This window comes from Nocardiopsis sp. NPDC049922, assembly GCF_040660275.1.
In the GTDB taxonomy this organism is placed as follows: domain Bacteria; phylum Actinomycetota; class Actinomycetes; order Streptosporangiales; family Streptosporangiaceae; genus Nocardiopsis.
The window spans coordinates 32720-55302 of record NZ_JBFAME010000020.1; the positions used below are offsets into that span (position 1 = coordinate 32720).

General features: G+C 66.6%; 24 protein-coding genes, 1 tRNA gene and 1 pseudogene. 12 read left to right on the plus strand and 14 right to left on the minus strand.

Translation table 11 applies throughout. The features are described from left to right. The first annotated feature begins 379 nt into the window (after nt 1-379). Entirely contained in the window at nt 380-853 is a 474-nt protein-coding gene (locus tag AB0I72_RS25635; RefSeq protein ID WP_358573049.1) for a hypothetical protein, read from the plus strand. Between the two features lie 144 nt (nt 854-997). Next, a complete protein-coding gene (locus tag AB0I72_RS25640; protein WP_358573051.1) occupies nt 998-1612 on the plus strand; it encodes a rhomboid family intramembrane serine protease in 615 nt (204 codons plus the stop codon). Between the two features lie 107 nt (nt 1613-1719). Here the strand turns inward: AB0I72_RS25640 and AB0I72_RS25645 are convergent, their stop codons facing one another. From AB0I72_RS25645 to dcd, 4 genes are all read right to left on the minus strand, one after another. After that, nucleotides 1720-2727 carry a glycine betaine ABC transporter substrate-binding protein gene (locus AB0I72_RS25645; protein WP_358573053.1) on the minus strand — a complete coding sequence of 336 codons (1008 nt, stop codon included), beginning with the start codon at nt 2725-2727 and terminating at the stop codon, nt 1720-1722. 39 nt (nt 2728-2766) lie between these two features. Next, on the minus strand, nt 2767-4002 hold the full coding sequence (locus tag AB0I72_RS25650) for an ABC transporter permease subunit (protein WP_358573055.1): 1236 nt from the start codon (nt 4000-4002) through the stop codon (nt 2767-2769). Next, a complete protein-coding gene (locus tag AB0I72_RS25655) occupies nt 3999-4994 on the minus strand; it encodes a glycine betaine/L-proline ABC transporter ATP-binding protein (protein WP_358573091.1) in 996 nt (331 codons plus the stop codon). The genes AB0I72_RS25650 and AB0I72_RS25655 overlap by 4 nt, the downstream gene beginning before the upstream one ends. 433 nt (nt 4995-5427) lie before the next feature. Continuing rightward, the gene (gene dcd / locus AB0I72_RS25660) at nt 5428-6018 is read right to left on the minus strand and encodes a dCTP deaminase (protein WP_358573057.1); all 591 of its coding nucleotides are present in this window, start codon (nt 6016-6018) and stop codon (nt 5428-5430) included. 140 nt (nt 6019-6158) lie between these two features. On the opposite strand from dcd, the gene AB0I72_RS25665 reads away from it, so the two are divergent. Then, a tRNA-Gly gene (locus AB0I72_RS25665) sits at nt 6159-6229 on the plus strand. 115 nt (nt 6230-6344) lie between these two features. Here AB0I72_RS25665 and AB0I72_RS25670 read toward each other — a convergent pair. Genes AB0I72_RS25670 through AB0I72_RS25680 form a run of 3 tightly spaced genes read right to left on the minus strand, consistent with a single transcriptional unit; the run spans nt 6345 to nt 9423 of the window. Next, complete coding sequence (locus AB0I72_RS25670; RefSeq protein WP_358573059.1) at nt 6345-7505, minus strand: tyrosine-type recombinase/integrase; 1161 nt, start codon at nt 7503-7505, stop codon at nt 6345-6347. Then, nucleotides 7505-7729 (minus strand): helix-turn-helix domain-containing protein, encoded by a 225-nt coding sequence (locus AB0I72_RS25675; RefSeq protein ID WP_358573061.1) that lies wholly within the window; start codon nt 7727-7729, stop codon nt 7505-7507. Before AB0I72_RS25675 ends, AB0I72_RS25670 begins: the two co-directional genes overlap by 1 nt. Then, nucleotides 7729-9423, minus strand: coding sequence for a replication initiator (locus AB0I72_RS25680; RefSeq protein ID WP_358573063.1), 1695 nt, complete (start codon nt 9421-9423; stop codon nt 7729-7731). Before AB0I72_RS25680 ends, AB0I72_RS25675 begins: the two co-directional genes overlap by 1 nt. Nucleotides 9424-9539: 116 nt before the next feature. Between AB0I72_RS25680 and AB0I72_RS25685 the strand changes: the two genes are divergently transcribed. Continuing rightward, complete coding sequence (locus AB0I72_RS25685) at nt 9540-9704, plus strand: hypothetical protein (protein ID WP_358573065.1); 165 nt, start codon at nt 9540-9542, stop codon at nt 9702-9704. Between the two features lie 191 nt (nt 9705-9895). On the opposite strand, the gene AB0I72_RS25690 is transcribed toward AB0I72_RS25685, so the two are convergent. The 3 genes from AB0I72_RS25690 to AB0I72_RS25700 all read right to left on the minus strand — a co-directional run bounded on the left by AB0I72_RS25690 (nt 9896) and on the right by AB0I72_RS25700 (nt 12069). Next, on the minus strand, nt 9896-11311 hold the full coding sequence (locus AB0I72_RS25690; RefSeq protein ID WP_358573067.1) for a cell division protein FtsK: 1416 nt from the start codon (nt 11309-11311) through the stop codon (nt 9896-9898). Further along, complete coding sequence (locus tag AB0I72_RS25695) at nt 11311-11556, minus strand: hypothetical protein (protein WP_358573069.1); 246 nt, start codon at nt 11554-11556, stop codon at nt 11311-11313. The genes AB0I72_RS25690 and AB0I72_RS25695 overlap by 1 nt, the downstream gene beginning before the upstream one ends. Nucleotides 11557-11661: 105 nt before the next feature. Beyond that, on the minus strand, nt 11662-12069 hold the full coding sequence (locus AB0I72_RS25700; protein WP_358573071.1) for a plasmid replication, integration and excision activator: 408 nt from the start codon (nt 12067-12069) through the stop codon (nt 11662-11664). A 288-nt stretch (nt 12070-12357) separates the two neighbouring features. Here AB0I72_RS25700 and AB0I72_RS25705 point away from each other — a divergent pair, with 288 nt between their 5' ends. The 4 genes and pseudogenes from AB0I72_RS25705 to AB0I72_RS25720 all read left to right on the plus strand — a co-directional run bounded on the left by AB0I72_RS25705 (nt 12358) and on the right by AB0I72_RS25720 (nt 14535). Next, on the plus strand, nt 12358-13095 hold the full coding sequence (locus AB0I72_RS25705; RefSeq protein WP_358573073.1) for an XRE family transcriptional regulator: 738 nt from the start codon (nt 12358-12360) through the stop codon (nt 13093-13095). Between the two features lie 16 nt (nt 13096-13111). Next, nucleotides 13112-13600, plus strand: a complete 489-nt coding sequence (locus AB0I72_RS25710; protein WP_358573075.1) for a Clp protease N-terminal domain-containing protein — start codon at nt 13112-13114, stop codon at nt 13598-13600. A gap of 2 nt (nt 13601-13602) precedes the next feature. After that, nucleotides 13603-14016, plus strand: a pseudogene (locus AB0I72_RS25715) (Clp protease N-terminal domain-containing protein); the annotation flags it as partial. 45 nt (nt 14017-14061) lie between these two features. Further along, nucleotides 14062-14535: an NUDIX domain-containing protein gene (locus tag AB0I72_RS25720; RefSeq protein WP_358573093.1), complete on the plus strand. Its 474-nt coding sequence runs from the start codon at nt 14062-14064 to the stop codon at nt 14533-14535. A 2-nt stretch (nt 14536-14537) separates the two neighbouring features. Here the strand turns inward: AB0I72_RS25720 and AB0I72_RS25725 are convergent, their stop codons facing one another. The 3 genes from AB0I72_RS25725 to AB0I72_RS25735 all read right to left on the minus strand — a co-directional run bounded on the left by AB0I72_RS25725 (nt 14538) and on the right by AB0I72_RS25735 (nt 16079). Further along, complete coding sequence (locus tag AB0I72_RS25725; RefSeq protein WP_358573095.1) at nt 14538-15035, minus strand: HD domain-containing protein; 498 nt, start codon at nt 15033-15035, stop codon at nt 14538-14540. A gap of 64 nt (nt 15036-15099) precedes the next feature. Continuing rightward, the gene (locus tag AB0I72_RS25730) at nt 15100-15585 is read right to left on the minus strand and encodes a GntR family transcriptional regulator (protein ID WP_268645229.1); all 486 of its coding nucleotides are present in this window, start codon (nt 15583-15585) and stop codon (nt 15100-15102) included. Between the two features lie 215 nt (nt 15586-15800). Next, the gene (locus tag AB0I72_RS25735) at nt 15801-16079 is read right to left on the minus strand and encodes a hypothetical protein (RefSeq protein WP_358573077.1); all 279 of its coding nucleotides are present in this window, start codon (nt 16077-16079) and stop codon (nt 15801-15803) included. A gap of 427 nt (nt 16080-16506) precedes the next feature. Between AB0I72_RS25735 and AB0I72_RS25740 the strand changes: the two genes are divergently transcribed. Then, on the plus strand, nt 16507-17241 hold the full coding sequence (locus AB0I72_RS25740; RefSeq protein ID WP_358573079.1) for a helix-turn-helix domain-containing protein: 735 nt from the start codon (nt 16507-16509) through the stop codon (nt 17239-17241). A gap of 364 nt (nt 17242-17605) precedes the next feature. Continuing rightward, a complete protein-coding gene (locus tag AB0I72_RS25745; RefSeq protein ID WP_358573081.1) occupies nt 17606-18499 on the plus strand; it encodes a hypothetical protein in 894 nt (297 codons plus the stop codon). 539 nt (nt 18500-19038) lie between these two features. Here AB0I72_RS25745 and AB0I72_RS25750 read toward each other — a convergent pair. Further along, on the minus strand, nt 19039-19389 hold the full coding sequence (locus AB0I72_RS25750) for a MerR family transcriptional regulator (RefSeq protein ID WP_358573083.1): 351 nt from the start codon (nt 19387-19389) through the stop codon (nt 19039-19041). Nucleotides 19390-20402: 1013 nt separating this feature from the next. Between AB0I72_RS25750 and AB0I72_RS25755 the strand changes: the two genes are divergently transcribed. Both AB0I72_RS25755 and AB0I72_RS25760 read left to right on the plus strand, forming a co-directional pair. Continuing rightward, nucleotides 20403-21779: a tyrosine-type recombinase/integrase gene (locus AB0I72_RS25755; RefSeq protein ID WP_358573085.1), complete on the plus strand. Its 1377-nt coding sequence runs from the start codon at nt 20403-20405 to the stop codon at nt 21777-21779. Nucleotides 21780-21887: 108 nt separating this feature from the next. Beyond that, on the plus strand, nt 21888-22583 hold a 696-nt coding region (locus tag AB0I72_RS25760; protein WP_358573087.1), incomplete at its 3' end, for a hypothetical protein.

Consider the following 22583-nt stretch of genomic DNA (forward strand, 5'->3'; position numbering starts at 1 on the left):
ATTGATACCCACTGGGCGCGGGCGGCGGAAGTGGACACCAGGTCAACAGTGTTTATTCCCGAGGTCACCACAGGATGACTCGCACACCAAACCGGACATTGAGCATCAAACTACACGCATAACGCGAGAGTCTCCCACCACGAACCCCGGCGCACACCGCCCGAGAGGCGAAGGGGCAAAGGATTTCATTCATCCGGAGATCCTATGATCATCAGAAAAAAGCGACATGAGGAACAACAGACACCAACAGCCACATAGCACCTGAGGGCGCCGGGAACGGGGGTGTCCGAAACCGCAGACCGCACGCCTGGGAAGCCGATAGGCTGCGATCGGCGACCGCCGTCACCCCGTGCAGCACCCGTCGAGAGAGGCATCTGCCGTGTCCGAAACCGTCCGCATGGTCTGCCCCGCAGGTCGCAAGCACGTGGAGTTGTCGGCCGGTTACCTTCTCGTGGCGCTGGCCGTCGTCGCCGTGGCCGTCGATCCCGGCCACTGGGCCACCATCACCCTCGGTGTCCTCCTCGCCCTCATGGGGATCGCCCTCGCGGTCCACGGACACCGGATCACGTCACCGGTCCTGGAGGTCTCCGACGACGAGTTCCGCTACGTGCGCGGCCGCTACGTCGTCAGTGTCCCGTTCCAGGACATCGGCTCCTACCACGTGCTCCCCGGGCGCATCCGGTCCCTCGCCCTGTACGACACCGCCGGTCGGCCCAAGCGCTTCCCCTCGCTGCACAGCCGCCGCACGGCCCGCACGCACCTCCCGCTGACCGGGATGACCAGGCCCGCCAAGGTCGAGTCGTTCATGGCCGTGGCCGGTATCCCGCCCCGTGAGCGCTCCCTGACCTCCTGAGTCGGAGCCGGGCGACCACGCGCGAGACGGGTGGCGCGGTCCCAAGGCGTAGGCGGTGTGAGCCCTCAGGTCACTCGCTCCCGCGCGGCACCACACGCCACTGGGACATACCGCCGCAAGGTCGTGTGATCTACCCTCGATGGGGTGAAGCAGTCCAGAATCACCGCCATCCTGACCGTAGCGGGGATGCTCGCGGCCATGTGGGTCTTCGAGATCCTCGACAGCGTCCTGTTCAACGGAGGACTCGACCGGGAGTTCGGGCTGCGCGCCTGGACCTTCTCCGACCCCTGGACCGTGCTCACGGCACCGTTCATGCACGGCAACCTCCAGCACATCATCGGTAACTCACTACCGTTCCTGGTGCTGGGATGCCTGGTCGCCTTCAGCGGGCTCGGCCGGTTCCTCCTGACCACCCTGATCGTGGCCCTGGTGAGCGGCCTCGGCGTCTGGTTGTTCAGCTCGCCCCTCACCCTCACCGTCGGCGCCAGCGGGCTCGTCTTCGGCTACTTCGGCTACACGGTGCTGCGCGGCCTGATCGAGCGCAGGACCATCGACATCGTGATCATGATCTGCGTGGTCCTCTTCTACGGGACGATGATCTGGGGGGTCCTGCCCCAGCACCCCGGCGTCTCGTGGCAGGCGCACCTGTTCGGCTTCCTCGGCGGCCTGCTCGCCGCCTACGTCCTCCCCCGGCGGGAGCGCCAGAACCAGAACCAGCAGTGGAGGCCCGGTTCGCAGGGCGGCTACTACGCCCCCTGACCCCGGGACCGCGACACGCGAACGGGCCGCCTCCCCTCGGAGGGAGACGGCCCGTTCGTCGTTCCCACGGCCTGGCCTGCGTCACCGCGGGCTGGTCGGCGCGGGGGCTAGAACTCCACGCCCTCCGCGTCGTCGCCCAGGGTGCGCTCCAGGAACTCGGGGTTCTCGGAGAGCCAGACGCGGGCGCCCTCCTGCGGGTCGTCCTCGTACTCGTCGAGGGTCAGCGACTCCAGGGAGCCGAGCTCCTCGTCGGACAGGCTGAACTCGCTCAGCCAGGAGGCGGCGTTCGGGTAGTCCTCGGCGAAACCGCCGCGACCGATCGCGTGGATGGTCTCCGCGCCGCCCATCATGCCTTCGGGGTCCTCGAGGTCCTTGAGGTCGTACTGAGCGTAGGCGATGTGCGGACGCCACAGGGTGACGACGATCGGCTCCTCGGCCTGGTAGGCGGAGTCCAGCTCGGCCAGCATGGCACCGGTGGAGGACTCGACCAGCTCGAGCTCGTCCAGGCAGTAACCCGGGATGGCGTGCTCGCTGACCGTGCGCACCAGACCGGAGCCGGACTCGATGCCGACGATCCGGTTGCCCAGCTCGTCCGCCTGCTCGCGCAGGTCAGCGATGGTGTTGACGTCCTCCATGTAGCTGGGGACGGTCAGCGTCAGACGGGCGTTGTCGTACCAGGCGCCCAGGTTCTCCAGCTGGTCGCCGTAGTCCGCCCAGTAGTCCGCGTGGGTCTGCGGAAGCCAGGTGTCGAGGAACAGGTCGATGTCACCGTCGGCGGTGCCCTGGTACATGGGGGCGACGTCGAGCTCGGTGATGGTGACGTCATAGCCCTTCTCCCCCAGGAGCACCTCCCAGAGGGCCGTGGCCGCGATGCCCTCCTCCCAGGGGATCAGCGCGATGTTGATCTCCTCGGCATCCTCACCGGACTCGGGGATGTCGACGACGGGGATGTCGGTCTGCTCGACGACCGGTGCCTCCGCGCCCGGCTCACAGGCGCCGGCCGCCTGGTCGTCGCCCTCCCCCTCCGTCAGGTTCTGCCCGCCACCGCCGCAGGCGGTCAGCAGGAGTGCGCTGCCCAGGCCCAGGGCCGTGAGCGATGCCAGACGCGCGTTCATACGTGGTCTTCCTTCCCTCGGTACTTCTTCGTCGGTCTATCACGAGCGCGCGCGCTCGGCGTGCGCTTGCGGAGTGTTGTGCGTGATCGCGGCGGTCAGGCGGTCGAGGAAGATCGCCAGGACGACCACGGCCACACCGGCCTCGAAACCCAGAGCGCCAATGTTGCGGGAGATGCCCTGGTAGACCTGGTTGCCGAGGCCTCCAGCGCCGACCATGCCCGCGATGACGACCATGGAGAGGCTGAGCATGATGACCTGGTTGACGCCGGCCATGATCGTGGGGAGGGCGAGGGGGAACTGGATCCCGGCCAGGATCTTGCGGCCGGGCGCGCCGAACGCCTCACCGGCCTCCACCAGCTCCCTGTCGACCTGACGAATGCCCAGCTCCGTGAGGCGCACACCGGGCGGCATGGCGAACACGACGGTCGCGACCACGCCGGGCACGGACCCGATCGAGAAGAAGAAGATCGCCGGGATGAGGTAGACGAAGGCGGGCATCGTCTGCATGAGGTCGAGGACCGGCTTGACGATCTTGCTGACCGTGTCGTTGTACGCGGACAGGACGCCGATCGGGAGCGCGATCACCACGGCGATGAGGCTGGCCACCAAGACCAGGCCGAGGGTGTCCATGGCGTTGGCCCACTGGCCGACGGACGCCACCAGGGAGAACGCCACCAGCGCGAACAGCCCCATCTTCCAGCCGGCCACGGAGAGCGCGAGCAGGCTGAGCAGCAGGATCATGAGGAGCGCGCGGGGCTCCGTGACCACGATCGGCAGGAGGAACCAGCCGAGCAGGACGGCCGCGGCCCAGCCGCCCGCCACGATCCCGGTGCGCAGACGGGTGCCCTTGTCCAGCGTCCCGAGCACCGTGACGGCGAGCAGGAAGAGCAGGGAGACGACGAAGTAGCCGTCGGCGTACTCGCCGGTGACGTCGATCAGCCAGAGGATCGGCGCGGGCGGAAGGAGGCGGTTGATGAACAGGTCGCCGACGGCGAACTGGGCGTGGAGGATGTAGAGGACCGAGACCACGCCGATGACGGCCATCAGGGGCACACGGCGGGTCCGGAGCAGGGGGACCGCGATGATGGCGGCGGCGATGAAGGCCAGCTGACCGGCGGCCGGTGAGACGAAGAAGCCCGAGAGCGCGTCCACCGCCCAGCTGACGAACTCGCCGATGACGTCGAAGACCACGCCGAAGTGGGTCTTGAGCCACTGGTTGAGGACCTCGAAGCCGGTGCCGAGGGGAAGGGACGGCGGGAAGTCGACGGGGGTCACGCGTTCTCCTTCCCAGCCGCGAGGGCGGCGATGACGGAGTTACGGCACACGCTTCCGATCTCCTGTCCGTCGTCGGCGACCACCCGGAGGCGGTCGACCTTGGTCAGGCTCGCGTAGAGGTCGGCGATGGGCGTGTCCTCCCCGACCTGGGGCGCCGCCGCGTCGGCCATGACCTCGGTGTCCAGCGCGGAGGCGGCGGTGAGCACGCGGGTGCGGTCGACGTCCTCGATGAAGCGCTCGACGTAGTCGTTGGCCGGAGAGCTGAGGATCTCCTGGGCGGTGCCGATCTGGGCGACGCGGCCGTCGCGCAGGACGCAGATGCGGTCGCCGAGACGCATGGCCTCGTTGAGGTCGTGTGTGATGAAGATGATCGTCTTGCCCAGAGTCGCCTGGAGTTCGAGGAGCTGGGTCTGCATGTCGCGGCGGATCAGCGGATCCAGGGCGCTGAACGCCTCGTCCATGAGGATGATGTCGGTGTCGGCGGCCAGGGCGCGGGCCAGCCCGACGCGCTGCTGCATGCCGCCGGAGAGCTGGTGGGGGAGCTTGTCCTCCCATCCGCCGAGGCCGACGAGTTCGAGGGTCTCGCGTGCCTTGCGCTCGCGCTCGGTGCGGGGCACGCCGCGCAGTTCGAGGCCGTAGGCGGCGTTCTCGCACACCGTGCGGTGCGGAAGCAGGGCGAAGTGCTGGAAGACCATGCTGATCTTCTGACCGCGCAGCCGGAGCAGGTCCTTCTTTCGGAGCGCGGAGATGTCGACGCCGTCGACCTCGACCGTGCCCGCCGTGGGCTCCAGGAGGCCGTTGAGCATGCGGATGAGGGTGGACTTCCCCGATCCCGACAGGCCCATGACGACGAAGATCTCGCCGGGCTTGACCTCGAACGAGACGTCGATGACGGCCGCGGTCACGTTGAGGTCGGCGATGGTGTCACGGTGGCTGCCGTCGGAGAGCCGCTTGACCGCTGCTCCCGACTGTCTGCCGAACACCTTGTACAGGTTGTCTGCGCGTACTGCTGACACGGTCTCCTCTGTGGGGCTGTCCCGCCGCGAGGACCGACAGGGCACACACTGTCCCCTCGCCACCCGCGGTCATCTCAGGCGGCGGATCTGCGCAGAGCCCCCGCGTGCGCACCCCGAGGACCGGGGCGAGACCGCCACCTGGTGTCACGTCGGGGGGCAACCTTACCGAGATGTACACCGGCGGTTTAGTTGGAAGGTCACTAGCAAGTAACAGGTTTAACCGGGATAAAAGCGGTCCGCCGACCTGTGGCGGTGGATGTCGGCAGCACGAAGCACCCAGTTGTGATCTACACCACTGGGTACTTTGCCGTGATTTGGGTCACATCAACCAGGCGGGTACGTGTGTCCACGGAACGTGGCCAACCCTGACCATAGCGTCAGAACGGCCGGACCGGGTGGCCGCTTCCGGTCAGTCGGACTCGACGGGGATCGGCGTGCGAATGAAGTTCTGGTGCGAGCGCGAGGGCGTCGGACCACGCTGCCCCTGGTAGCGGGAGCCGTACCGGGCGGAACCGTAGGGGTGCTCGGCCGCCGAGGAGAGGCGGAACATGCACAGCTGGCCGATCTTCATGCCCGGGTAGAGCTTGATCGGCAGGGTCGCGACGTTGGACAGCTCCAGGGTGACGTGCCCGGAGAAGCCGGGGTCGATGAACCCGGCCGTGGAGTGGGTGAGCAGCCCGAGACGGCCGAGGGAGCTCTTGCCCTCCAGGCGGCTGGCGATGTCGTCGGGAAGGGAGACGACCTCGTAGGTGGACGCCAGCACGAACTCGCCGGGGTGGAGGACGAACGCCTCGTCGCCGTCGGTCTCGACCAGACGGGTGAGGTCCGGCTGCTCGACCGAGGGGTCGATGTGCGGGTACTTGTGGTTCTCGAACACCCGAAAGTACCGGTCCAGCCGGACGTCGATGCTGGACGGTTGGACGAGGCCGGGGTCGAAGGGGTCGATCCTGACCCGTCCGGCGTCGATTTCGGACCTGATATCGCGATCGGAGAGCAGCACGCTCCGAACCTACCGCCTGCGAGAACGCCACGGGAGCGGGCCCGTAGGCGACCCGGTTCGGAGGTGAGTTGCCCACGGGGGCCGAAGTTGGGCTAGGATGGCGTTCGTTGCCAGCCGACGAGGATCGTCGGCGGGACGACGCGGATGTAGTTCAATGGTAGAACTTCAGCTTCCCAAGCTGATAACGCGGGTTCGATTCCCGTCATCCGCTCCGAACAGTGTTAGGCCAGGTCATTCGGGGTTTTCCGAACACCTGGCCTAACTGCTTCGTGGGAGTATGTCCCGGTCGCCGTGCCACACACGTGCCACACGGGCGAGAGACGGACTCAGACCCGGGCCCCTGCCAACGGCGGGTCATCGTCGTCATCGTCCGGGTTGGTCCGGCCCGCTTTCAGCTCTTCGGCGACCCGGGCGCCCAGGCGGTCCGCGATCTCCCGTTCCCGTTCCTCCCGGGCGTGCAGGTAGATCAGCGCCGCCTTCGAGCTGGAGTGCCCCATGCGCTTCATCAGCTCCCGCAGGGACGCCCCCGCCTCAGCCGCGTAGGTGTTGCCCGTGTGCCGGAGGTCGTGAAGGTGGACGCCCTCCAGGCCCACCGCGTCGCAGGCGTCCGCCCAGTACTTCGAGAAGTTGCCGCGTCGAAGCTGGTTGCCCCGCACGCCAACGAACACGAACCCGTTCCTCCCCGGGGCCGCGTAGGTCTCCACGTGGTGGCGCAGGTCCGCGATGATCAGTTCCGGGAGGGACACCGTCCGGTAACCCGCCTTCGACTTGGGCTTGCCCTGGTACAGGCCGCCCACGTCGGTCACCGTCTCCCGGACCCGGACCGTGCGCTTGTCCAGGTCGAGGTTCTGGCGACGGAGTCCGGCCAGTTCGCCCCAGCGCATGTTGCCGAACGTCGCGAGGAGGACCAGCGCCCGGTAACGCGGCTTGATGGCATCAGCCAGCTTGAACACCTCAGCGACGGACAGCACCGGGCGTTCCTCGCTGTCCTCCTGGCCCGCGCCCTCGATCTGACACGGGTTCTCACGGAGGAGCTTGTCCGCCACGGCGGTGTTGAGGACCGCCCGCATGAGCCGGTACGCCTTGGGCACCTGGCCCCTCCCCCGCTTGCGTCGGAGCCGGGAGGCCCGCCACCGGCGAACGTCCGCCGTCGTGATCTCGTTCAGGTGCAGGTCACCGAACGTGGGGTTCAGGTGGAGCCGCAGCAGGTCTTCGTAGGTCCGTCGAGACTTGCGAGTCAGATCGCGATCCTTCACCCACTCGGCCGCGAACTCACCGAAGGGGACCTTCCCAGCCTCAGGGTCGAACCAGTCGCCCCGGGCGATCTCCGCTTCCTTGAGCGTCAGCCAGCGTTGCGCCGCCCTCTTGGTCGCGAACGTCGTCGGAGCCGGACGAAGCTCCCCGTCCGGCACTCGGTACCGAGCCTGGAAGCGCCCCGACGCCAGCTTGCGGATGTTGCCGAAGTCGCGCTTCCTCTCCCCCGCCATCACGCGACCCTTCCCATCCGGAGCCGGACCGGTTCGACGGTGCCAGCGGCGATGAACTCGTTCAGGGCCGATTCCGGGATGCGCACGTGGCGGCCGAGCTTCACGAAGGTGATGCGCCGTTCCTCGATCAGCCGACGGGGGTAGCGCTCGGAGGTGTTGAGGCGTTCGGCCGCTTGCGCCACGGTCAGCAGACGGCCAGTGGGACGGGTCTTGGTGGTCGCCATCAGGCAGCCCTTTCCGTTGCCGAACGTTCGGGGGTGCGTGCCGCGTCGAGTTGGGCACGGCGTTTGAGGGACTCGCCCACCGCCCGGAGTAGGCGCCGTTCACGGGGAGCCACGTCGGGATCAGTGGGACGCGCCAGTTCCCAGGCGAACCGGCCGGAGTTGACCGAGGTCAGCGCGGGTGGGCGGGGGTTGTTCTCGTCCTCCTGGCCGTCGTCGCCATCGATACGATCGATGCGGTCGATCCCGAGGGCGTTGAGGACCCAGGTGAGCCGGTCAGCCTTGTGGTCGGCGAGGGTCTTGCCCGACCACTTGCGGGAGACCAGGACGCGACGGCCCGCGTAGCCCAGGTGTTCGCGGCGGTGCGCCTTGGACCGACAGAACCCGGGGCGAAGGCCCGCCTTGGCCTGGTCGGGCTGGATGCCGTAGCGGAGCCAGTTCGCGCACCGGGGCGAGCACGGCTCGAACCGCAACGCGTCCAACAACCGGTCCACGTGCTGTTCCTGCGCCACGGATTCGACCTCGTGGCACTCGGCGATGTCCTTCGTCAGGTACTTCGCCAGGTAGCGCACACACCGGTCAGCGTCCGCCGAACCAGCCACGACCCCCTTGGCGTCCACCTGGCGACCGAACCGCACCACGTGATGAGGCTCCGCGTCAGGATTCTCGTCCAGGGCATCCAGGGCTTCTTCCCAGGTGGGCAGGAGTTCGCCCGTAGTGGGATCCAAGTAGGTCCCCGCGGTTTCGTCCCACACCGGCAGGTGGTCACCCTCGTATACGACCCGGTCCACCCGGGGCCACCACACCTGGTGGTAGGTCGCGGCGGCCACCTGGCGGAGTTCGGCCCGGGGGATCGTCCCCCGTGTGGCCATGTGCAGATGCGGAGCCAGACGCCGTTGCGGTTCGACGGCCGCGAAGTACTGCACATCGAACCCGGCTACCCGGCGCAGGTTCTGCACGAACCGGTCCACGAGCTTGGAGAAGTGCAGTGCGTCCCGAGCCGCACGCCGGTAGTCATACGTCGCCGGATCCACCGGGGTCCCGTCCGACTTCACCCGCCCGTAGGAATCGAGTGTGAGCGTGATGAACAACGACGGCCGGAACACCTTGCCCGTGTTCGGATCGGTGTAGGCCCGCCCGACCGTCTTCCGCGTCATAGACCGCTTGGGAAGGTCCGGGGCATCCTGACGACGACGAGTCGACCGCACCCGACGCGACCCCGACGACGAGCCCACCGAGCGGGTCACCGAGCCCCGCAGGCCAGAGGCGTTGATCTCCTCATCCAGGTCTGCAATCACCCCGTCCAGTTCGGCCAGGTCCTCAGCCGAGGCGCCCCCGGACGCGGCAAGCCGTTCCCGTTCGGCGGTGACCACGGCCCGCTGTTCTACCCAGCCCCGTTGCACCTCGGACGGCGGGTCAGGCTCCACCACCGGTTCGGCGGTCAGGTGCCAGCCCTCCTCACACTGCGTCCGTCGCAGCGACCGCTTCCGCTTCGCGCAGGCGGGGCAGCGGGATTCCAGGGTGGACCCGCACGGCACGTCCACGATCTCGGTTTCCCCGGTCCCGATGTCGGTCCGCCGCAGCGAGACCGGCCGGATGCACACCCCGTGGTCGGCAGCGACCTGTTCGGCCACCTCACGCGCCAGGGGTTGCGCCAGCCGTTCGGCACGGGTCGACTTACCGGTAGAAGTCGGCATCAACCCACCCCCACGACCACAGAGCGGGAGACCCCCACCGCATGGAACCCAAACGGCCCCGTCCATGGTTCGTGATCCTGAGCAGCGTCATCGTGGTAGGTGCCGCCACATGGCTGGTGACGGGACCGGAGATCAGCGGCTCCTTCACCTTCATGCTGTGGGACATACTCATCACCTGGCTGATCTGCCTGGCCTTGGGCGTCTACACGTACGTGACCAAGAGACGCGCCTTCCAGGAACATCAGGCCACCCCTCCCCCAGGGGAAGAGTCCGCCCCGTAGCCCCACCTGAAGTCGATCTAGGGTTTCGTCATGGATGCAACGCAGCTCATATTCTGGGTGAGCTTCCCAGGGATGCTGCTGTTCGGGATGCTGTCGATCCACGTTGGTCTGTTGGCAGCACTCACCGGGGCGGGGGTTTGGTTCGCGCTGGTGATCCTGTGGACTAAGTGGTACCGACGCAAACGCGGTCATCACTCCACCTCCCAAGACTCAGATCCGTAAGCGTCGGTCATGGCGGTGATGTCGTCATCGGACACATACGCCGCCCGCACCCGCACCGGTGCCGGGGATCCCTCCATGCGGACGTAGCCCACCCCGGGAAGGCCCGGGTCGATCAGATGCGCGTTGGCCCCCCGGTCGCGGGCACCCTCGCCGAGGATCATGTCGACCTGGGACGCCTCATCCAGACGGAGCGCGACCTTGTCCGGAAACAGGTTGCGCAGGTTCATCACCTCCTTACGCGGATCCTGCAAAGCGGCCAGGACCGCGAACCCCACCGAACGCCCCTGCGAGGTGAGCGTGGCTATGGCGTTCTCCGCGCGGCGGCGGATGTCGCGGTCGGGGTGGTAGGCGGTCAGGAACGCCACCTCGTCCAGCACCACCAACACGAACGGATCCGCCACCGTGGGGACGTGGGAGCGCTGGCGACCGGCGTAGCGGCGTGCCCGGTCCTGCATCTGGCTCACGGCCAGTTCGAGGACCGCCACCGCGGATTCGCCGTCGTCGGCGTACCGGGCAAAGAGGGAACGCCCGTAGGACAGCTCCATCCGTTTGGGGTCGATCGCCCACACCTGCGCGATCCCCTCGGAGACGGCGGGGAGCATCGCGCGGATGGCGGACCAGATCACCGAGCCCTTTCCGGAGCCGGTCACCCCAGTGACCAGGACGTGCGTCCCGTGCAGGCGTAGCCGCCACTGCGAACCGTCTTCGGTGACGCCGACCGGCAGTGCGGACAGATCCACGTGGTGGGTCATCGGGAAGGCGTGGAGGGGTTCGGCCAACGTGTCGTATCGGGGGAACTCCAGGGTGATCTTGCGCGGCCCCTCCACCACCACACGGCAGGACGGGGCACCGAAGCCGTGCGCCAGCTCGGCCACGCGGGTTTCGAAGTCGGCCGGGGAGGTTCCGGCCACGAGGGTCACCCGGACCCGGTCCGACCAGGAGGTGCAGACCACGCGGCGGATGCGGGGGAGATAGCGGCGTTCCTGGTAGGACTCGGCCAGGCCGGAGATCACCAGGACGGGTTGCCAGTGCCGGCGGTAGACGAACACGTGCCGCCACCACGCCAGGGTCCGCAGCGTCACCCACTGACGGTAGGAGTCCGGCCGAACGCGCCACCACACCAGAGAGGCCACCGACGCGGTTGCCCACAGCACGGCCAGGCCCGGCCAGCCGAACCACCACCACGCCGCAGCCGAGGAGGCCAGCGAGCCGACCATGACGGGGAACCGGAACGGCAGCGTCAACAGGAACCGGGCCAGCCGCCACACCCACGAGGCCAGCACGACGATCCCGGGGGTTTCCACGATCGGAGTCGTCCACCGCACCCCCTGAGCCGGAGACGGCAGAGTCGGAGAGGTCTGAGCGGAACCCACCTTGGACGGCATCAGACCTCACCCCCGTCCGCGGTCTCGTTGAGGACCCGGTCCCGGTTCGTGCGAGCACGCTCGGCGGCCTTGGCCGCGTCGGGGTTGCCGTCCCGCTCGGCGATCAGAGCGAACACGCGCGCCTTGAAGTCGAAGAACTCCGCCCACTCGGTCGAGGTCGTGCGCGGCGTGTCCACCGCTTCCAGGAACAGCCGGACCAGCCGCGAGCCGGAGAGCCCGGACAGGTCATCGGGGTAATGGGACATACTGAAGGCACCTCTTCACGAAGCTTTCGCGGGTAACGGGGAGGGGTTCAGGGGCGGCTCAGGTGTTGGCGCACCAGGCCGCCCCGCTTCACGTTCAGGCAGGGGTCAGGCGGCGTCCTTGGTCTGGGAGCGACGCCCACCACCGGCAGCACCGGGAGCCTTCACACCCCGAGCCCGCAGCGAGTACGCCACCCGGGGGCGACGGCCGTTGTCGTCCACGTAGGGCATCACAGCCATCGCTTCGAACTCGATCGGGCGGAACGGCAGCCCCGGGACCTCGTCCGGCAGCGTCGGGCACACCTCGGCAGCCACCTTGACCTTGACCGACTTGGCCTTGCCCCGGGCTTCGGGGTCGGCGTCGATCACGTCCACCGCCCACAGCGGCAGGCCCGACTCCTTGTCCAACTGCGGACGCTTGGTCTCGAAGTCCGTGATCGCCTCCACCCCCAGAGCGAAGGCGCCGTGCGGGAACACCGTCCCGAACTCCACCGGCAACGCACCCTGAATAGCCATATCGGCAGTCCTCTTCTCATCGTTCATACAGTTCAGGGCCCTTTTCAGTGATCGCTAGGCGACCACTCGGGCCAACTTCGATACATGTATAGCATGCATCGATACTCGCGGCTAGCAGCAGGCGGAGCAAGTTGGGGAAGTCCGTCGAATCCGCTGGCACCGGAGGTTCCGGCGACAGTGACAACGATCCCTTGAGGTGGCGGGACGAGATCACTACATGGCTGGACGTGTTCGGGACGTCTCGATAATGTGAGCGCGTCCCTAGACATCCTGCGAACCCCGAGGTACATGCCGAACGAGAGGTTGCGAGCCGCGCTCCTTCAGCGTGGCGTCACACCGGCCGACGTGGCCGAAGCGATCGGTGTCGACGCGAAAAGCGTCGAGCGCTGGATCACGCAGGGCCGCACGCCCTACCGACGGCACCGCTACTCGGCCGCGGCCTACCTCGGAGTCGAAGAGACCTACATCTGGCCCGAGGCCCTGAGCCCGGAACAGAGCAAGACGGCATCGCAAAGCGAGATCATCGAGATCTACCCCCACCGCTGGAGCGTCCCTCCCGACCTGTGGAAGCGCCTCTTCAAGAGCGCCGAGGAAGAGATCTCGATCCTCGTCTTCAGCGGGTTCTTCCTCGCGGACGACCCGAGCATGCTCAAGCTCCTGGCGGACAAGGCCCGCGCCGGTGTCCGCGTGCGGATCACCCTGGGAGACCCCGAAAGCGAAGCCGTCGCACAGCGAGGCCGGGACGAGGGCATCGACGAACTGATGTCATCGAAGATCAAGAACGTCATCCTGATGCACAAGCCGGTACGTGCAGTCGAGGGTGCTGAGTACCGATTGCACGGGACGACTCTGTACAACTCGCTGTACCGCGCCGACGACGAGCTCTTGGTGAACACCCACGTCTACGGTGCTCCGGCGGCCCAGGCGCCGGTCTTCCACCTCCGCAAGATTCCCGGCGGTGGGATGATGAGCACCTACATGGAGAGCTACGAGAAGGTGTGGGACGGGGCGACCCCCCTCGACTGATGCGAGACTGAGGGGCATGTTCGAACGGTTCACCGACCAAGCACGAGATGCAGTCGTGCAGGCACAGAGCGAAGCGGTTGCACTCAAGCACAGACGTATCGGCAGCGGGCACCTGCTATTGGGGCTGGCCCTGGAAGGCAACGGTCTCGCGGCCAGCACGTTGGCCTCTCTCGGACTGGACTACGAGGCTGCTCGAACAGAAGTGGCCCACCTCGGCGGACGAAAGAGTTGGACCCTCAGGTACCATCGACGATTCGACCCCGAGGCCAGGAATGCCTTGGAGGGATCGCTTTACGCCGCCATAGGGCGAGAGCACAACTTCATCGGGACAGAACACATACTTCTCGGACTGTTGCGCAAAGAACACAACGTGGCATCCCACGCCCTCCAGAACCTCGGCATTCCTCCTGAAGACGTTGTTCAGCACGTACACCGAACCTTGGACGACCTCGCGAAGTACAGTCATGATCAGGCCTCCAAACTCCGCCTGATGCGAGAGCAGTAGCCATGTTCGAGAGATACACACCCCAGGCCCGGCAGGTGGTCGGCCTAGCCGAGCACGGAGCAAAGACACTCAAGCACACCTACATCGGAACCGAACACCTGCTTCTCGGCATCATTGCGGAACGCGAGGGCATTGCCGCCCACACCATGAAGTTCTTCAATGTCAGCTACGAGGCGGTTCGGGCGAAAACGGTCAAGACCGGCGAGCGAAAAATCTGGTTCCGGCCGAAACACCTACCCTTCCATCCGGATGCCAAGACCGCATTGGTGGGAGCCCTCCACGCAGCGACTGATCGGGGTCACGACGCCATAGGTACGGAGCATCTGCTTTCCGGACTTTTGCACGATCAGAGCAACACGGCATCGTCCGTGCTCGAAAGCCTTGGTGTCTCCCCTGCACAGGTCTCTCAGCACATCAATCGAGCCCTGGACTACATAGCGCATTCAGGCGAGGAAAGGCCCATGGGTAAGCGGATCGACTACTACGACGACCCCGAGGCTCCGGCCGCGAACAGCCTCGTCCCATCCGTGAATGTCTTCGTCGTCAACGAGCGTGACGAAGTTCTGATGATTCGTCGCACCGACAACGACAACTGGGCGGTTCCCGGGGGCGCCATCGACCTGGGCGAGTCGGTTCCCCAGGCCGCGGTGCGGGAGACCCTCGAAGAGACCGGGATCACCTGCGAGATCATCGGAACTGTCGGGATCTACAGCGATCCGAAGCACATCATCTACTACACGAGCGACGGCGAGGCACGTCAGGAATTCTCCATCGCGTTCACCGCACGTCCTGTCTCGGGTGAGCCGAGGCCCAGCAGCGAATCCAAGGAAGTCGTCTGGGTTCCCCGGGCGGAGTTGGCGACGTACACGATGGACCGGTCCATGCGGCTACGCGTGGATCACTTCCTCAGCGGCGGACCGATGCACATCGGGTGACCTCAGCGAGCGTTGGCCAAGCGCTGTTCCACGGCCCGCACCGCCGACGTCAGGGTCGGTGAGGAACGGGTGATCGCACGGTGCACGAGGTGGTCAGGGGCGTAGCGCTCCAGGATCTCCGACAGGCGACGTTCGACCGGCAGACGGGTGCCGTCCGGCCCCGTGGTCATGTCCGAGTAGGTGAGCGCTTCCAGCAGGTGTTCCCGGGGTTGCGCGAACTCGCCTTCGAGCACACCCGGTATGCCGCGTTCCTCGGCTTCCACGACGGCGCCGGAGTGGTAGGCGACCAGGGAGCACAACTCGTGATCAGCTTTCTGGACATCCCGCAGATAGCGAGCACCGTCGAGGGGATGGAAGCCGGTCGTCGCCAAGTCCGGTGAGTACCCGATGTCATGCAGCCAGGCCGAGGCTTCGAGGAGATCCGCGTCCTCCCCGAGAACCCCGTTCAGGGAACGGGCCTGTTCCGCCACGCCCTGTGTGTGCGCCCAGCGCCGGGGCAACGGTCGTTCGAGCAACTCTCGCGCGAGATCCCGCGCCCAGTGAACATGTCCCACATGTGCCAGGCTAACCCGCGGCCGTGTCCGGGCCTTTGACGAACCGGCCCTTGCCGTGCACGGCGACCACGAGCCCGGTTCCCTCCAGTTCGGAGAGAGCCTGTCGCGCCGTCCCCCGCGATACGTCGTACTGCCGGACAAGCGCGGCCTCACTGGGCAGAGCGTCACCGGGCGCGAGTTCACCACTGGTGATCCGGTCCCGCAGGTCAGCGGCGATCCGCCGATACTGAGCAGGAGGCGCAGAGCCCGGTTCCTTACTTTGGCGTTCTTCCTCGGTGCACACGACCCGGCCCGTCCCGGGAAGGGCCTTGATCAGTCGATCCGCCTCCAGCAGGGCCAGGGCGCGGCGAACGGTCGTGCGGGAGACACTGAACTCGTCTCCGAGCGCCGCCTCCGAGGGAAGCGCGTCCCCAGGTGCGAGGTCCCCAGCGGCGATGCGGGAGCGGAGGACCTCCGCGATCTGGTTGTAGGTCCCCCACGGGGTACGCGAGTTCAAGCGGATTCCTCCGAGAAAAGCCAGCGGTCGGACTTTGAGTCCCACCGAGTCCAACTGAGTCCTACTGTCTCCAGATGACTGTAGGACTTCTACGGACGCCCGCCGGTGATGACCGGGCCTGTAGACCCTCCCCCCGATCACCACCAGGCGGACGCCCCAACCGCAGCACCGAAGCTGGTCACGGACGAACTCGAGCGTCGGCCCGCGGCCGGTCCTCACCCCTCCGGAGGACCGTCTTCGGTACCCCCGATGCGACGGCCGCCCTGGGCGATCCGCGCGGGAAGCAGGTCCGCGTTCCCGATCCCGTTGGGGGGATGCTCAAGCTGGTTGGCGAAGACCTCCACGTTCTCCTCGATGAGCGTGGGAGCGTGCGTCGCGTCAGCGTTCGTGGTGGTGGCGACCCACAGGCGTCCGTGACGCCGGATGGACCACTGGTCGCCGTAGTGGCTCTTGAGCAGTCGAAGCAGGATGTCCGGTCCGGTTTTCGCGCTCACGCCGCCATCGCCTCCATTCGCGAGATCTCCAAGAGGACTTCCAGACCGGTTCGCGTCTGGTCGACGAGACGGGCAGCGCGCAGCCTCTCCGCGTGGAGCACGTAGGGCCGGGCCACACGTACCAGGGGAGCGACCGTGTATGCGGACGGCGGCGGTGTGAAGGAAAGCCCCGTGCGCGGCGTGGTTCTGGGGACTTGGTTCGTGGAGGGTGCTCGTTTCCGGACGTACGCGAACGGGTTCCGCATGTTCCGCCCCTACTCGGTCGGGTCAGACACCTGGGAGTCCGAGGGACTCGCAGGAGCCTTCGTTACGTGGGAAACGATGCTCTGAGTAGGCGGACATGTGTACCACGTATCGGACAAGTTGAGGGACGTCTAGGGACGTCTTCTGTTATCGTCGGGGGCCCGTACCCCCGGAGGGCACCGACGTGAACACTGCACTGCGGAAGGCACTGGCCGCGTCCCGACTCACTGAGACCGACGTGGCTGCACGTCTCGGCGTCGACCCCAAGACGGTCCGCCGATGGCTTTCTGGTCAACGGCCCTACCCCCGCCATCGCTGGGCGGTCGCCGATCTTCTCCAGGTGGACGAGGAGGATCTATGGCCGCAGGGGGCTCCAGAGCCGGAGGAGGACTCTCCCCTCTTCGAGCACGCCTACCGCGTGTTCGCCCACCGATGGGAGGTACCGCGGGAAGCATGGTGCGCTCTCTTCGCCGAGGCGAAGCAGGAAATCGGCATCCTCGTCTACAGCGGTCTCTTCCTCGCTGACGACGCGGGCATGCTGGAGCTCCTGGCCGCGAGAGCCCGTGACGGCGTGAGCGTCCGGATCCTGCTCGGAGACCCTGATTCCCCAGAGGTCAGGCAGCGCGGGGAGGACGAGGGGATCGGAGACGCCTTGGCCGCCAGGGCGAGGAACGCACTTGCCCTCTTCCGCCCCCTCCTGGGCGTCGAAGGCGTCGAGGTCAGGACTCATTCCACAATCCTGTACAACTCCGTCTACCTGACGGAAAATCGGCTTCTGGTCAACCAGCACATCTATGGCCTTCCTGCGGCGAAGTCGCCCGTGGTCGAGATCGACCGGCCCCTGTCCCCGGACATGGCCGAGACCTACGCACGGAGCTTTGAACTGGCGTGGGAGGGAGCGCAACCCGTCGCGTCATAGGTCCACTGGCCTCGTTGCCGAATTGGGCTGTATGGGATCAAGGCGACGGCGCGAGCGCCGTCGCGCAGCCCGCCGCCCGGCTCGGGCTGCGGGCTGCCGCCCGGTCCCGAGCCGGACACCGGGCGGAGCGGAGGAGCGGCACCGGGGCTGATCCGACAGAACCAGTTCCGGCCCCGCGTGGCGCACGGTGGTTGCTGGTGTGTTCGGATCCCGAGGTACCCGAGAGCGGAATGCGTCTGTCTCGGGTTACTCGCTCCGGCGCTCTCGGGCACCTCGGCCCGGAACCGTGGTTACTCACTGCCGGGGGTACTGGAGATATGACGAAGCTCTCCATGTGGCCGTAGCGTGTGGAATAATTCTGGCCATGAGCGAAGAAACCTGGCGCCCACTTGGCGTTGACACAGAAGAGCAGATAGCAGAATATGATGCCTTGCACGACGGCGTGCCACAATGGATGCACGCTTCATTCTGGGTTTGGGTATATGACTCCATTACTGTAATCCGACGTTTCAGCGACGGCAGCGGGCGGATAGCGATGCTCAACACCGACCTATTCGAACGAATGGGACACACGCTTCGAATCTCCCTCCCCAATCTGCGCGTCGAGGGAGTTTCTTATGACGCTGGGAAGCGGCAGCTAAGCAGAGCATTGGAGATTTTGCAGCGGCATAATTCCCCACTCCAGATCGCAGACTATATTCTGGCCCAGAAGAACAACGCAAGTGACGAAAAATTGAATGATTTGTTGGAGCGCAGCAAGTCTGCTTGGGAGGTTGGCACCCGCTCCGGGCGGCCAGGCCTTGTCCGCCGAGTACCACTCGGGGTGCAAGTCGCTGCCAACTCCATCATGGCGCGTGCTGGTCGTGCTGGCGTACGGCTAGCCAAGGCATGGGAAGAACTCTACAGCGTAGACCCCAACGCGAGCGAGGCGTACCGGATAGCAATATTGGCAGTTGAGGACGCCTCTATTCCAGTGGTGTCACCTAACAACCGGAACGCGACATTGGGGACAGTGATCAAGCAGCTTGAAGACCAGCGAAACTGGAAGCTGCCGATGGATCGTGAGCATCCCAACGCCGCCTCAGGAGATGTTCTCGTAAGCATGATGCGCATGCTGTGGCACGGCCAACACGACCGACACGGAGGGCAGCCTTCTGCACCTGGAAATGTCTCCATTGACGAGGCAAAAGTTGCCGTATCGCTGGCTGTTACGCTCGTTCACTGGTTCGACGCTGCCCTACCAAGCCGATCGACCTGAAATTCACCCCAGGAATGCCTCTGAAGCAGAGCACCGCAGAACACATCTGTGCCACACACGTGCCACACGAGGCGGTCAACATCGGGGAACCACGGGGAATCGCGGGCAGGTGGGCCGCGTCCGTGCAGGTAGGCGAAGTTCGAGGTCAGCCATCAGAGGCGTTCTCGGCTTCCCAAGCTGATAACGCGGGTTCGATTCCCGTCATCCGCTCCGTTCGAAAGACGGCCCCTGAACTGCGGACATCGTTCGCACACCAGGGGCCGTCTTCGCGTTGGGGGTGCACCAGCGGGTGCACGGGGCCGGGATTCGGCCGGTGGGTGTGCTCCGCCCACCCCGTCATACACACCCCGCGCCCACCGATCTGACGGCCGTGCCCGACCCGGCGCTCACACGGCTATCGGTGTTTCACCGGCCCCGGAAACGACAGAAGGCCCGCACCCACGCAGAACGCGTCGATGCGGGTCCTCGTCGAGGGCAAGACAACCACTGAGCAATCGCGAGAGGGTCCCGATCTCACCGAAGGCGGGCGCGGTGCGTGCTCAGGCGGGGCCGTCACCAAGCTCGTCGGGGGCCTGCCCCCGGCCGGTGGCGCGCAACTCCTCGTTGATCCGGTGGGCTTCCTCCAGCTGGTCCTCCAGGATGATGATTCTGCACGCGGACTCGATGGGTGTGCCCTGGTCCACGAGTTCACGCGCCCGGGCGGCGAGCCTGAGCTGATAGCGGGAGTAGCGGCGGTGGCCGCCCTCCGAGCGCAGAGGCTCGATCAGTTTGGCCTGGCCCAGGGCACGCAGGAACGCCGGCGTTGCGCCGATCATCTCCGCCGCGCTGCCCACGGTGTAGGCCGGATAGTCGTCATCGTCGAACCGGTCACCGGTGTCGGGACGGGACAAGTGCGTGTCTTCCTTCGTGTGAACGCACGTCGAGGGCCCCAACGCCGAACGGCGCTGGGGCCCGAGAGTTCAATACCACCTACCGGCTGTTGCCGGTCTTCCGCTTCCCGAGGTCAAGCCGGTACGGGATCGCGGGGATCGCGGTTGTGTGACCGTGGACCACCCTCTTCCAGAACAGGGGCCTGCGGTACCCGAGCGGGATTCCTGCCTCACCCGGGCGATCCTGATGGCATCTACTCCTCTCGATCTCACTTCGTGCACTGCTTCGACTGCGGTCCTGGCGGCTCGACCGGCGCTGTTGGAGCGCGCGCCGGTCGAGCCCTGCCGCGTCCTTCTTCTTCCTGCCGCGGCCTCCCCCGTACGGGCGGGAGGCCGGTCCTGCGGAACTGCTGTCCTACCGGCTCCCGGTGTCTTCAAGCACGTGCACACCGTCGAGCCGTCCTGCTACTTCCTGCGCGGCGTCCCCCAGACGGGCGGGACACCGGTACTACCGACCCCCGGTGCCGTACAGCCAAGCACACCGGTCGGGCCGTCCCACTCTCCACCGGCGCATCCGGTGGTCCAGCCGTGAATCTCTTCGGCTACGACAGGAAATGTAGCAGGACGGGAAAGCCATGTCTACTCTCGCCGCTACAAGTTTCGAGGTTCCGCTGGGGAAGATTCTCTGGAGTACCGAGATCGTTCGGCTGCCGGCCAGCCCGACCTCCAGCACCTCCCCCAGCCGGGACCGCGGAGGGTCGGCCGACGTGCGGAACCCCCTACCGCTTCGCCCCTACTCCGCCCGTGCCCCTGGCAAGCGGCCTCGGCGGCGCGGTGGATCACCGAGGACGCCATTCGGTCCACGCCCACCCACGCCCCGGACTGAGGTGAGCGGGCGCACGGACCGGCCGCGTAAGGCCGACAACCTGCGCAGATGCGGATGGATCGCCCGTTCTGACACCCGGGTCGAAGGTTCTCCAAGATCTTCCGCCGATTCCCTTCGCTTCCGGCCCCACCCAAGCGATGGTCCACGCATGGCAACCATCAACCAGCGAAAACTGGCCAACGGGCGCACCCGGTACTGGGTGAAATGGCGCCTCGGCGGCACCCGTGACGGTGCACCCCAGTCCGAACCCTTCGACGTCCACGCCGACGCCTACACCTTCAAACTCCACGTCGAAGCAGCGGGCCACCTGTGGCCGGAGAACTGGATCCCCCGCAAAGGATGGGCGCAGGAGTGGGTCCCCGGCCACGGATGGGTCACCACCGACGACGAGCCCGAAGACGAACCGGTGCTGTTCGCCGACTTCGCCCGCGAGCTGATCGACTCCATGTCCGGCATCGACGAACGCACCCGCGCCGACTACCACCGCGACCTCAACCGCCACTTCCTCCCCCGCTTCGGGAAGGTGAACCTGCGCGACACGTCCCAGCTCAAGCCCAAGGACGTGAGGGCCTGGGTCAACCACCTCCAGACCGGAATCCCCGACCCCAGGACACCCGTCAACCCCAACAACGGCAAGGGCAAGGGCAGCAAGAAGGGCGCCAAACGCGGCCAGAAGAACGGGTGGCTACGGCCTCCGCTCGCACCGAAGTCGATCCAGAACCTGCACGCGCTGCTGTTCACCATCTGCGACGCCGCCGTCCGCGAGGACCCACCACTACGCCACTCCAACCCCGCCGCCCGCACCCGCCTACCCCGCGTAGACGACGGAGAAGGAGACCAGGAGATGTGCTTCCTCACCCGCGAAGAGTTCCAGATCCTGCGCGAGGCCGCCCATGAGGACGTGCGGGACATGCTGGAGGTGTTCGTGCGCACGGGCTTGCGCTACAGCGAACTGGTCGCCCTCCAGGTCCGCGACATCACCATCACCCGAGCGGTCGGAGCCGACGGGACCGCCACTGTACGCGGGTACCTGGACGTACGGCGGGCGTGGAAGCGCCAGAGCGACAACACCTTCAAGCTCGGCCCGCCCAAGACCCGTAACTCCCGCAGGCGGGTGCCGCTCTCGCCCGGCACCATCGACCTCATCCAGGCCCGGTTGAAGGGCAAGGACGCCGAGGACTTCGTGTTCACCACCGCCACGGGAGCGTGGTGGCGGCACTCCTCCTTCTACTCACGGCGCTGGGTCCCCGCGGTGAAGAAGGCCCGGGAGAGGGGCCTGGCCAAGAAACCGCGCATCCACGACCTGCGCCACACCCACGTGGCGTGGCTGATCGACAAGGACGTGCACGTGTTCAAGATCCAGCTCAGGCTCGGGCACAAGTCGATCACCACCACCATGGACCGCTACGGGCACCTGGTCACCGACATCGACGATGCCATCATCGAGGCCATCGACGGCCCACCCACCGCTCCGGCACCCCACCTGGATCCGGACGGCGGGGAGCGCCAACGGCTCATCTCCTGACACCACCGGCAAAAGACCGGGAGCCAGCCGGGCCGGTGGGGCGGGTGAATGCTCACCCCACCGGCCCTCCTGTTCCTTTCCCCTATCGAGGCCCAGGATGTGGCATTCATGTTGTTGGAGGGACGACAGCGCCCCAACCAAACCAGGGACCTGTACCTGCTCAGCGGCCTGCTGAGCATGATGCTCGCCAAGGCGATCCATGACCTCAGCGACCCGCACGCCGCGATGAAGCAGGCCCGAACCGCGTTCATCTGCGCGGACAACGCCGACCACGACGGGCTGCGGATCCGGGTACGCACCCAGCAGAGCCTGATGGCGTACTGGGCGGGATGGCCCGCAGAGGCCGCCCGGTACGCCGAGCTGGCGCGTGGCCTGGCGACCGAGCGCACCGGCACGGCCGCCATCTGGCTCATGTCCCAAAGCGCCCGCACATGGGCGTCACTGGGCAACGGGGAACGAGCGCTCAAAGACCTACAGGAAGCCACCGCCCTGCGCGAGCGGCTGGGCACGGACGACCTGGACGAACTCGGCGGGCTCATGCACTTCGCGCACTGCCGCCAGCTCTACTACGGAGCTGAGACGCAGATCTGGATCCCCGGACGCGAGGAACAGGCCCAGCGGGTCGCGCAGGAAGCCGTTCAGCTCTACGAGGCCGCAGCCGCTGCGGGATCCGACGACTGGGCCTACCAGGACGAGGCCGGAGCTCGTACCGACCTCGGCTACGCCCGAGCATCCCTAGGAGAGATCGAAGGCGCCGCGGAAGCTCTCCGGCCGGTCCTGGACCTGCCCGCCTCGAAGCGGGTC

What these genes read in the sequence shown, in the direction of transcription:
- AB0I72_RS25745 (WP_358573081.1), top strand. Translation starts at nt 17,606, where the DNA reads ATGAGCGAAGAAACCTGGCGCCCACTTGGCGTTGACACAGAAGAGCAG.
- AB0I72_RS25705 (WP_358573073.1), top strand. Translation starts at nt 12,358, where the DNA reads ATGCCGAACGAGAGGTTGCGAGCCGCGCTCCTTCAGCGTGGCGTCACA.
- AB0I72_RS25720 (WP_358573093.1), top strand. Translation starts at nt 14,062, where the DNA reads ATGGGTAAGCGGATCGACTACTACGACGACCCCGAGGCTCCGGCCGCG.
- AB0I72_RS25675 (WP_358573061.1), bottom strand. Translation starts at nt 7,729, where the DNA reads ATGGCGACCACCAAGACCCGTCCCACTGGCCGTCTGCTGACCGTGGCG.
- AB0I72_RS25700 (WP_358573071.1), bottom strand. Translation starts at nt 12,069, where the DNA reads ATGGCTATTCAGGGTGCGTTGCCGGTGGAGTTCGGGACGGTGTTCCCG.
- AB0I72_RS25710 (WP_358573075.1), top strand. Translation starts at nt 13,112, where the DNA reads ATGTTCGAACGGTTCACCGACCAAGCACGAGATGCAGTCGTGCAGGCA.
- AB0I72_RS25695 (WP_358573069.1), bottom strand. Translation starts at nt 11,556, where the DNA reads ATGTCCCATTACCCCGATGACCTGTCCGGGCTCTCCGGCTCGCGGCTG.
- AB0I72_RS25690 (WP_358573067.1), bottom strand. Translation starts at nt 11,311, where the DNA reads ATGCCGTCCAAGGTGGGTTCCGCTCAGACCTCTCCGACTCTGCCGTCT.
- AB0I72_RS25680 (WP_358573063.1), bottom strand. Translation starts at nt 9,423, where the DNA reads ATGCCGACTTCTACCGGTAAGTCGACCCGTGCCGAACGGCTGGCGCAA.
- AB0I72_RS25670 (WP_358573059.1), bottom strand. Translation starts at nt 7,505, where the DNA reads ATGGCGGGGGAGAGGAAGCGCGACTTCGGCAACATCCGCAAGCTGGCG.
- AB0I72_RS25645 (WP_358573053.1), bottom strand. Translation starts at nt 2,727, where the DNA reads ATGAACGCGCGTCTGGCATCGCTCACGGCCCTGGGCCTGGGCAGCGCA.
- AB0I72_RS25755 (WP_358573085.1), top strand. Translation starts at nt 20,403, where the DNA reads ATGGCAACCATCAACCAGCGAAAACTGGCCAACGGGCGCACCCGGTAC.